Source organism: Streptomyces endophyticus, assembly GCF_035798155.1.
Classification (GTDB): domain Bacteria; phylum Actinomycetota; class Actinomycetes; order Streptomycetales; family Streptomycetaceae; genus Streptomyces; species Streptomyces endophyticus.
The window spans coordinates 69,163-75,597 of record NZ_JAOZYC010000143.1 but is presented as its reverse complement, the minus strand read 5'-3'; the positions used below and the strand labels follow the sequence as shown (position 1 = coordinate 75,597).

Below are 6,435 nucleotides of genomic sequence, written 5' to 3'. Positions count from 1 at the left end.
CCCGCGGCCCCGACCCCGCGGACCGGACCCCGCGGACCGGACCCCGCGGACCGGACCCCGCGGACCCGACCCCGCGGCCCCGACCCCGCGGCCCCGACCCCGCTCACCCCGATCAACGGAGATCCCCATGCCCACCGCCGCCACCCCGACACCGGAGCAACTCCGGCGCAGGTCACTGCAGTCCGGCACCATCGGCGCGATCGTCGAGTGGTACGAGTACACGATCTACGGCACCGCCGCGGCGCTGGTGTTCGGGCATGTGTTCTTCCCGAACCTGTCGCCCGGCATCGGCCAGATCGTCTCGCTCGCCTCGTTCGGCGTGGGGTTCCTGGCCCGCCCGATCGGCGCGTTCGTCGCCGGGCACCTCGGGGACCGGATCGGCCGCAAGTCCACGCTGATCCTCACGTTCTCGATCATGACGGTGGCCACGGCGGCGATCGGTCTCGTGCCGACCTACGGTCAAATCGGCGTCGTGGCACCGCTGTTGCTGTGCGTGCTGCGGCTCGCGCAGGGTTTCGCCGTGGGTGGCGAGTGGGGCGGGGCGGCCATCGTCGCCGTCGAGAACGCGCCGAGGAAGCGGCGCGGCTACTTCGGCGCCTGGCCGCAGATCGGGGTCTCGGCGGGTCTGCTGCTCGGCACGGCCGCGGTGTCGCTGGCCTCGTGGGTCTCCGGTGACGCGTTCGACGAGTGGGGCTGGCGGCTGCCGTTCCTGCTCAGCGTGATCCTCGCCGCGGTCGGCTTCTTCATCCGGCTCCGCGCCACCGAGAGCCCGGCGTTCCTTGAGGAGAAGCGCAAGATGGACGCCGAGTTGGAGCGCCGCAAGGCGCCCGCGGCGGTCGTCTTCCGCGATCACCGCAAGGCCCTGCTGATCACGGTCTTCGGCCGCTTCGCGGAGGCCGGGAACTACTACCTCTTCACGACGTTCATCCTGTCCTACGTCACCACCACGCTGGGCGCGCCGAAGAGCTACGGCCTGACGGCGTCGATGATCGGTGCCGCGGTGAACATCGTGATGATCCCGGTGTTCGGGGCCGTCTCCGACCGCATCGGACGCGTACGGACCTTCCTCATCGGCGGCGCGCTGATCGTGGTCACGACCTGGCCGGTCTTCGCGCTGGTGCACACCGGGCAACTGTGGGCGATCGTCGCGGGCGTGGTGCTGTTCCTCGCCCTCGGCCACGCCATGGTGTACGCGCCGCTGCCCGCCCTGTACTGCGAGATGTTCCCCACGGCGGTCCGCTACTCCGGCATCTCCATCGGGTACCAGATGGCCTCGATCCTCCTGGCGAGCTTCACCCCGGCGCTGGCCGGCGCGATGGTGCTGTGGGCCGACGGCAGCCTGTGGATGGTGATCGCGTTCGCCATCGTGACGACGGTGATCGCCATGGTCGCCATCGCGTTCGCGCCGGATCTGCGGGACCGGGAGCTGGGGGAGATCGGGGCGGCGGAGGAGGAGCCGGACGAGGCGCGGGCCGTGCCCGCGCACTGAGCCGCTCAGGCCGAAGGGAAGTGCGGCAGCACCGTCTCGGCGAGTTCTCTCAGGACCTCGTCGATCGGGCGGTCGCTCGGGCGGAGGTTGAAGGAGACATGGGAGACGCCGAGGTCACCCATGGCCCGCAGATACTCCACCAGCGCCTCCCGGCCGGTGCGCAGGCCGAGCCGGATCGCGGTCGCGGGGGCGGCCGGATCCTCCAGGAGGTCCAGCTGCATCGGCGTGAGGTAGGGCTTGGGCTTCTCGCCCGTCAGCTGCCGCCACTCCTGCGTCTTGAGGCGCAACGCCCCCAGCGGGCGGGGGTAGTTGAGGGACGCGTCGGCGTTTTCGGAGATCCACTCCGCGGACTGCTGGGCGTGCCCCGCGACGGCGATCGGGATCGAAGGGCCCGTCGGCTTGGGCAGTACCTCCAGGCGGCGGCCGGCGTCGAGGCCGAGCGCGGGCAGGCTCATGCCCTCCTCCCCGGAGCGAGTGGCCCAGGCCGCGCGGAGGACCTCCACGCCCTCGCGGAACGCGGCGCCGCGGGCCTGGAAGTCCGCGCCGAACAACGGGTATTCGACCGGCCGGTCCCCGCTGGCGAGGCCGAGCACGAACCGGCCGCCGGACAGCGCGTCCACGCTGGCCGCCGCCTTCGCGACCAGCAGGGGCTGTCGCAGCGGAAGGACGACGGCGGCGGTGCCGAGCACGGCGCGCTCGGTGACGGCGGCGAGGTGCCCCAGGTGCGTGAACGTCTCGAACACGGAACCGGCGTCGCCGAAGTGCTCGGGGTCGTACAGCGGGACGTCCCGCACCCAGAGCGCGGCGAACCCCAAGTCGTCGGCGAGGCGCGCCAGTTCGGCGTGCCGGCTCAGGTCGGGTACGCCGAAGGGGCGCCCCGCGGTCCGGTCGGCGCGGAGCCGGGTGCCGCCCCAGTCGGCGTCGAGGGGGAGTTCGAGGCCCAGCGTGGGCAGTCCGCCTGCCGGGTTCACGAGGCGGTCGAGGGCGGTGGGGGCGACAGACATCACAGGTGGCGCTTTCGCTGCTTTCAGTGCTTTCAACGGACTCCGCACGGTGGGCGCTTCTCGCGCCCACCGAGCGGAACGTGGGGAGCCGGTGGCTCAGTTGAGCTCGTCCGGGTGCGGCCCCGTGCGCAGGTCGCGGTCGAGGGTGGTGATCGAGGCCAGCTCGTCGTCCGTGAGCGTGAAGTCGAAGACGTCGAGGTTCTCGCGGATGCGGGCCGGCGTCACGGACTTGGGGATCACGACGTTGCCGAGCTGGAGGTGCCAGCGCAGGACGACCTGGGCGGGCGACTTGCCGTGGCGGGCGGCGATGGTGGTGATCGCCTCGTCGCCGAGGACCGCGCCCTGCGCGAGCGGGCTCCACGCCTCGGTGGCGATACCGAGGTCGGCGTGCACGGCACGCAGTTCGCTCTGCTGGAGGCCCGGGTGCAGCTCGACCTGGTTGACGGCGGGGACGAGCTCCGAGCCCTCAAGGAGCCGCTTGAGGTGCGCGGGCTGGAAGTTGGAGACGCCCGCGGCGCGGATCCGGCCGTCGGCGACCAGCTTCTCGATGGCCTTCCAGGTCTCGCGGTAGAGGTCGCGCTCCGGGGTCGGCCAGTGGATGAGGTACAGGTCGACGTAGTCGAGGCCCAGCTTGGCCAGGCTCGCGTCGAAGGCGGCGAGCGTGGCGTCGTAGCCCTGGTCGGCGTTCCACAGCTTGGTCGTGATGAACAGGTCCTCGCGGGCGATGCCGGAGGCGGCGAGCGCGCGGCCGACGCCGGTCTCGTTCCCGTAGATCGCCGCGGTGTCGATGCTGCGGTAGCCGGCCTCGAGCGCGGCGCTCACGGCCGCGGTGGTCTCGTCGTCCGGCACCTGGAAGACGCCGAAGCCCAGCTGGGGGATCTCGACGCCGTTGTTGAGCGTGACGGTGGGGATGGTGGAGGGTGCCATGGTGGGTGCGGCCTCTCAGGTGGTACGGGCCCTACGGGTGCTTACGCCGTACGACGGTACTTGCAGGCGCGGGTTAATTGCAAACGCACGTATCGGGGGCTTGCATTTACCGCCGCGTGCAACCATTGGCCGAAGATCGCAGTGGTCGAGCGGGCGTGTGGGTGGGGGTGCCGAGAGGCATGCGAGTTCCCTACGCGTCGTGGTCCCGCGGCTCCTCCGTGAACGCCGCGAGCTCCGCACGCTTCGGGGCCCGGCCGTCACCCGACGACCTGCCCGTCAGGCGGCGGCCGATCCACGGCACGAGGTACTGCTTGGCGAAGCGGGCGTCGGCCACCCGGCGCGACATCCAGTTCGGCGGCAGCGCGGACGGCAGCGCGGCGCGCCAGTCGGACTCCGCCTCATAGTCCAGGCCCTGCCACACCGCCTCGGCGACCCGGCGGTGGCCCTCCGCGGTGAGGTGCAGCCGGTCCACGTCCCACAGGCGCTGGTCGCCCAGGACCGGCGCCCCGTACAGGTCGACGACGAGGGCGCCGTGCTTCGCCGCCAGCTCGTCGATGCAGGTGAACAGCTCCTCCATGCGAGGCCGGAAGCGCTCCATCACCGGGCCGTCGCGACCGGGGCTGCGCATCAGGACGAGCTGCTCGCAGGACGGGGCCAGCGTCTCCACGGCCTGCGTGAGCAGATCGCGGACGCGGACCATGTCGCACTTGGGGCGAAGGGTGTCGTTGAGGCCGCCGACCAGGGTCACGACGTCGGCCTTCATCGCGGCGGCGACATCGATCTGCTCGTCGACGATCTGGCCGATGAGCTTGCCGCGTACGGCGAGGTTCGCGTAGCGGAAGTCCGGGGTGCGCGCGGCCATCCGGGCGGCGAGGAGGTCGGCCCATCCTCGGTAGGAACCGTCCGGCAGCAGGTCCGACATGCCTTCGGTGAAGGAGTCGCCGACCGCGACGAGGCTGGTGTGGTGGGGGTTCGTGTGCATGGCTACCCCAGATCGTATCCCGAGGCAACGAAGTGCTGGGCGCCGCGGGTCTGGGCAGCGGCGCCCAGCGGCGGTATGCCGGGAGCGGACACGGTGAACGGGGGGAGCGGGTCATGTGGAGCATCGGTTTCTGGAAGGCCACCGCCGAGCGTGCGGTCCGGACGTTCGCGCAGGCGCTCGCGGCGGTGCTGGTGGCGGGCGCGACGAACCTGCTGGACGTCGACTGGGCCGCGGCCCTCGGCACCGCGGGGCTCGCCGCGCTGCTCGCGGTCCTCACGGCGGTCGGCACCGCCGGCATCGGGCCGCACGGGCCGGGCGTGCTGGAGTCTCCGACGTCGGATTCCGCGGCGCCGCGCCCTCAGCCCACGACGGACCCGCCCGCCACGCGCACCTGACGGCCCTCGAAGCGGGCCCGGAGCCTGCGGTCGTGGGAGACCACGACGAGCGTGCCCGCGTAGCCGGCGAGCGCCTCGTCCAGGTCCTCCGCGAGCGCGGGGGAGACGTGGTTCGTCGGCTCGTCCAGGAGCAGCAGATCGGCGGGGCGGGTGACCAGGCGGGCCAGATCGAGCCGGCGGCGCTGGCCGACGGACAGGTCCCGTACCGGCACGGCCAGGTCCTCCTCGCGGAAGAGGCCCAGCGCCAGCAGGGTCTGCGCGTGCTCCTCGGGCAGCCCGCCGAGCCCGGCCGCGAACGCGTCGAGGAGTGGCTTCGCGGTGCCGCCGTACGCGACCTCTTGTGTCAAGTACCCGATGCGGGGCGGGAGTTGGACCGTGCCGCGATCCGGCGCGAGGCGCCCGGCGAGCAGTGCGAGCAGCGTCGACTTGCCCGCACCGTTCGGCCCGGTCACCAGGGTGCGCGAACCGGGCTCCAGCACCAGCCCCTCGACGGCGAGCCGCCCCTCGACGGCGACGCCGGTCACTTCCACGGGGCGCAGGAAGGGGTGGTCACCGCCCGCCGGGGCACCGCCTTCAGGACCCCCGCCTTCCGGACCCCCGCCCACCCGGAACCGCAACGGCTCCGGTGGCCTCGGGACCGGGTCGGCGCGCAGCCTGCGCAGGCGCTCGCGCGCGTTGCGGACGACGCCGGAGACCTGGCCCTCCACGGACCGCTGGTGCTTGGAGAACTTGGCGAACGTGCTGCTGTCCCGCATCCGCCAGCCACCGGAGAGGCGGGCCGACGTGTCCTCGGCGATCCGCTCCTGCCGGTCCACCTCGTCGGACCACGCCCGGTACCGCTCCTCCCAGCGGTGCCGCGCGGTGGTCCGCTGTTCCAGGTAGCCGTCCCAGCCGTTGCCGTAGCGGGCGAGGGAGTGCCGGTCGCCGTCGACCTCGACGATCGCGCCGGCCACCTGGTCGAGGAAGACGCGGTCGTGGGTGACGGCGACGACGGTGCCGCGGTGTGCCCGGAGCCGCTCCTCCAGCCAGCTCAGCGCCTGGTCGTCGAGGTGGTTCGTCGGCTCGTCCAGGAGCAGCAGTTCGGGCCGCGGGGCGAGGACACAGGCGAGGCCGAGCCGCGCCGCCTCGCCGCCCGACAGGGAGCCGAGCGGGCGCGTGCGCGCCAGGTGCGGGACGCCGAGCCCGTGCAGGGCCGCCTCCAGACGGGCATCCGCGCGGTAGCCGTCGCGCGCCTCGAAGGCCGCCACCAGATCGGCGTACGCGGTGAGCGCGCCGGGCCCGGCCGAACCGAGGGACGCCTCCGCCTCGGCGATCCGCCGCTCCAGGTCGCGCAGCTCGGCGAGCGCCGCGTCGACGGCGTCCTGCACCGTGGCCCCGGGCGGCAGCGGCTGCGTCTGGGCGAGGTAGCCGGTGCCGCCGTCGGCGCCGACCACGACGGAGCCCTCCGCCGGGGCCAGCTCGCCCGCGATCAGCCGCAGCAGCGTCGACTTGCCCGAGCCGTTCTCGCCGATGACGCACGCCTTCTCGCCCGGCCGCACCGACAGCGAGACCCGGTCGAGGACGGGCCGGTCCGGGTACCCGTACGTCACGTCCTTCAGGACGAGCTGGCTCATGCCTCCCCTTTCCCGGCCCCGCGAA

General features: G+C 72.9%; 6 protein-coding genes. 2 read left to right on the top strand and 4 right to left on the bottom strand.

Annotated features, from left to right (window positions below; all coding sequences use genetic code 11):
- The first annotated feature begins 127 nt into the window (after positions 1–127).
- The gene (locus OKJ99_RS27235) at positions 128–1,489 is read left to right on the top strand and encodes an MFS transporter (protein WP_326020247.1); all 1,362 of its coding nucleotides are present in this window, start codon (positions 128–130) and stop codon (positions 1,487–1,489) included.
- Between the two features lie 5 nt (positions 1,490–1,494).
- Here the strand turns inward: OKJ99_RS27235 and OKJ99_RS27230 are convergent, their stop codons facing one another.
- The 3 genes from OKJ99_RS27230 to OKJ99_RS27220 all read right to left on the bottom strand — a co-directional run bounded on the left by OKJ99_RS27230 (position 1,495) and on the right by OKJ99_RS27220 (position 4,402).
- Positions 1,495–2,493: a TIGR03571 family LLM class oxidoreductase gene (locus tag OKJ99_RS27230; protein WP_326020245.1), complete on the bottom strand. Its 999-nt coding sequence runs from the start codon at positions 2,491–2,493 to the stop codon at positions 1,495–1,497.
- A 96-nt stretch (positions 2,494–2,589) separates the two neighbouring features.
- Positions 2,590–3,420 carry an aldo/keto reductase gene (locus OKJ99_RS27225; RefSeq protein ID WP_326020243.1) on the bottom strand — a complete coding sequence of 277 codons (831 nt, stop codon included), beginning with the start codon at positions 3,418–3,420 and terminating at the stop codon, positions 2,590–2,592.
- A 190-nt stretch (positions 3,421–3,610) separates the two neighbouring features.
- Positions 3,611–4,402 carry an SGNH/GDSL hydrolase family protein gene (locus OKJ99_RS27220; protein ID WP_326020241.1) on the bottom strand — a complete coding sequence of 264 codons (792 nt, stop codon included), beginning with the start codon at positions 4,400–4,402 and terminating at the stop codon, positions 3,611–3,613.
- 113 nt (positions 4,403–4,515) lie between these two features.
- Here OKJ99_RS27220 and OKJ99_RS27215 point away from each other — a divergent pair, with 113 nt between their 5' ends.
- A complete protein-coding gene (locus tag OKJ99_RS27215; protein WP_326020239.1) occupies positions 4,516–4,797 on the top strand; it encodes a holin in 282 nt (93 codons plus the stop codon).
- Here the strand turns inward: OKJ99_RS27215 and OKJ99_RS27210 are convergent.
- Positions 4,761–6,410: an ABC-F family ATP-binding cassette domain-containing protein gene (locus OKJ99_RS27210; RefSeq protein ID WP_326020237.1), complete on the bottom strand. Its 1,650-nt coding sequence runs from the start codon at positions 6,408–6,410 to the stop codon at positions 4,761–4,763. The two genes, OKJ99_RS27215 and OKJ99_RS27210, sit on opposite strands and share 37 nt — an antisense overlap.
- Between the last annotated feature and the right edge of the window lie 25 nt (positions 6,411–6,435).

Bases quoted from the DNA above. Each gene is read 5' to 3' on its own strand.
- OKJ99_RS27225 (WP_326020243.1), bottom strand. From the start codon at position 3,420: ATGGCACCCTCCACCATCCCCACCGTCACGCTCAACAACGGCGTCGAG.
- OKJ99_RS27210 (WP_326020237.1), bottom strand. From the start codon at position 6,410: ATGAGCCAGCTCGTCCTGAAGGACGTGACGTACGGGTACCCGGACCGG.
- OKJ99_RS27230 (WP_326020245.1), bottom strand. From the start codon at position 2,493: ATGTCTGTCGCCCCCACCGCCCTCGACCGCCTCGTGAACCCGGCAGGC.
- OKJ99_RS27215 (WP_326020239.1), top strand. From the start codon at position 4,516: ATGTGGAGCATCGGTTTCTGGAAGGCCACCGCCGAGCGTGCGGTCCGG.
- OKJ99_RS27220 (WP_326020241.1), bottom strand. From the start codon at position 4,402: ATGCACACGAACCCCCACCACACCAGCCTCGTCGCGGTCGGCGACTCC.
- OKJ99_RS27235 (WP_326020247.1), top strand. From the start codon at position 128: ATGCCCACCGCCGCCACCCCGACACCGGAGCAACTCCGGCGCAGGTCA.